Below are 2,912 nucleotides of genomic sequence, written 5' to 3'. Positions count from 1 at the left end.
TGGTTGCGGGGGCAGGATTTGAACCTGCGGCCTTCAGGTTATGAGCCTGACGAGCTACCGGGCTGCTCCACCCCGCGGTGGTATTTTTGATGTTGGGGTATTTTTTGTGGTGTGAGTGGGCTGGGGGACCTGGCGGCGACCGACTTTTCCGCACCTTAAGGTGCAGTATCATAGGCGCTGAGGGATTTCACGGCCGAGTTCGGGATGGGATCGGGTGTAGGGCCCTCGCAATGGCCACCAGGTCTTCCAGCCCACCCTGTCTTTTGAGAGAGGGTGGAGGTTGGTGCGTTTTTATGAAGAGAGTGTGGCTGATTTCTGTGCATGTGTTTGATGTGAGAAGTATGAGCGATTAGGACCGGTTAGCTGCATGCATTACTGCACTTTCACACCCGGCCTATCAACGTGATGGTCTCTCACGGCTCTATGAGACCTCGTTTTGAGGTGGGTTTCCCGCTTAGATGCTTTCAGCGGTTATCCCGTCCATACTTAGCTACCCGGCTGTGCCACTGGCGTGACAACCGGTGCACCAGAGGTATGTTCATCCCGGTCCTCTCGTACTAGGGACAAATCCTCTCAAGTCTCTTACACCCACGGCAGATAGGGACCGAACTGTCTCACGACGTTCTAAACCCAGCTCACGTACCACTTTAATCGGCGAACAGCCGAACCCTTGGGACCTGCTCCAGCCCCAGGATGTGATGAGCCGACATCGAGGTGCCAAACCTCCCCGTCGATGTGGACTCTTGGGGGAGATCAGCCTGTTATCCCTAGAGTACCTTTTATCCGTTGAGCGATGGCCCGTCCACGTGGGACCACCGGATCACTATGGCCGACTTTCGTCTCTGATCGAGCTGTCACTCTCACAGTCAGGCGGGCTTATGCCATTGCACTCGACAGCCGGTTTCCGACCGGCCTGAGCCCACCATCGCGCGCCTCCGTTACACTTTGGGAGGCGACCGCCCCAGTCAAACTGCCCACCATGCAGGGTCCCGGACCAGGCTTACTGGTCTCGGTTAGACATCAGAAAAATTCAGGGTCGTATTTCAAGGATGGCTCCACCGGTGCTGGCGCCCCGGCTTCAAAGCCTCCGACCTATCCTACACAGAATGTCTCTGATGCCACTGCAAAGCTGCAGTAAAGGTTCATAGGGTCTTTCCGTCTGACCGCGGGTACCCCGCATCTTCACGGGGAATTCAATTTCGCTGAGTCGATGCTGGAGACAGTGGGGAAGTCGTTACGCCATTCGTGCAGGTCGGAACTTACCCGACAAGGAATTTCGCTACCTTAGGACCGTTATAGTTACGGCCGCCGTTTACCGGGGCTTCAATTCAGTGCTTGCACACCTCCTCTTAACCTTCCGGCACCGGGCAGGCGTCAGGCCCTATACGTCATCTCACGATTTCGCAGAGCCCTGTGTTTTTACTAAACAGTCGCTACCCCCTGGTCTGTGCCACCCAATCATGGTTGCCCACGGTTGGGTCTCGTTTATCCCGAAGTTACACGAGCAATTTGCCTAGTTCCTTCAGCATCGTTCTCTCAAGCGCCTTGGTATTCTCTACCAGTCCACCTGTGTCGGTTTCGGGTACGGTCTATACGCCAGAGCTATTTCCTGGAATGATTGAAAAGCCTGTTCAATCCGTTAAGGACAGACAACATCTCTCATTCGTCACTTCTGGCAGGCCCAGTAATATTAAACTGGTTCCCATCGACTACGGCTCTCGCCCTCGCCTTAGGGGCCGGCTCACCCTGCGTGGATTAACCTTGCGCAGGAACCCTTGGACTTTCGGCGACAGTGTTTCTCGCACTGTTTATCGCTACTCATGTCAGCATTCGCACTTCCGATATCTCCAGAGAGGGTCACCCCGTCTCCTTCGCAGACTTACGGAACGCTCCGCTACCGCGCATTCAAAGAATGCACCCACAGCTTCGGCACGTGGCTTGAGCCCCGTTACATTTTCGGCGCAGGGTTTCTAATAGACCAGTGAGCTATTACGCTTTCTTTAAAGGATGGCTGCTTCTAAGCCAACCTCCTGGTTGTTTTGGAATCCCCACATCCTTTCCCACTTAGCCACGATTTAGGGGCCTTAGCTGGTGGTCTGGGCTGTTTCCCTCTCGACAATGGACCTTAGCACCCACTGTCTGTCTGCCGGGCTATACTCCTGGGTATTCGGAGTTTGGTTAGGTTTGGTAAGGCTTTGGGCCCCCCTAGCCCATCCAGTGCTCTACCCCCCAGGGTAAACACCCGACGATCTACCTCAATAGATTTCGCGGAGAACCAGCTATCTCCGAGTTTGATTGGCCTTTCACCCCTAGCCACAGCTCATCCCCGACTTTTTCAACAGGCGTGGGTTCGGCCCTCCAGTGCGTGTTACCGCACCTTCAGCCTGGCCATGGCTAGATCACTCGGTTTCGGGTCTTCTGCCAGCAACTCATTCGCCCTATTCAGACTCGCTTTCGCTACGCCTACACCTAACGGCTTAAGCTCGCTGCAAACAGAAACTCGCTGACCCATTATACAAAAGGTACGCCGTCACCCCATAAGAGGCTCCGACTGCTTGTAGGCGTCCGGTTTCAGGTCTCTTTCACTCCCCTCATCGGGGTGCTTTTCACCTTTCCCTCACGGTACTTGTTCGCTATCGGTCACTAAGGAGTATTTAGGCTTGGAGGGTGGTCCCCCCATGTTCAGACAGGGTTTCACGTGCCCCGCCCTACTCGAATCCTCATCAGAACACTACGCATACGGGGCTATCACCCATTATTGCCGGACTTTCCAGACCGTTTTGCTTCTTCCTGATCAGGCATTGGCCTGCTCCGCGTTCGCTCGCCACTACTAGCGGAATCTCTGTTGATGTCTTTTCCTCCAGGTACTGAGATGTTTCAGTTCCCCGGGTTTGCCTCATACACCTATGTAT

General features: G+C 54.7%; 1 tRNA gene and 2 rRNA genes (1 of these 3 cut by a window edge). All 3 read right to left on the bottom strand.

Annotated elements, in window-relative coordinates:
• Nucleotides 1-77: transfer RNA gene (locus HK22_RS14795), tRNA-Met, on the bottom strand.
• Between the two features lie 50 nt (nt 78-127).
• A 5S ribosomal RNA gene (rrf, locus tag HK22_RS14790) occupies nt 128-242 on the bottom strand.
• An 87-nt stretch (nt 243-329) separates the two neighbouring features.
• Nucleotides 330-2,912 (bottom strand): 23S ribosomal RNA (locus HK22_RS14785) (it continues 153 nt past the right edge of the window).

The organism is Gluconobacter sp. DsW_056 (assembly GCF_002153595.1).
In the GTDB taxonomy this organism is placed as follows: Bacteria; Pseudomonadota; Alphaproteobacteria; order Acetobacterales; family Acetobacteraceae; genus Gluconobacter; species Gluconobacter albidus.
The sequence above is the reverse complement of the archived record's forward strand: the minus strand, read 5'-3'. Positions and strand labels throughout refer to the sequence as shown.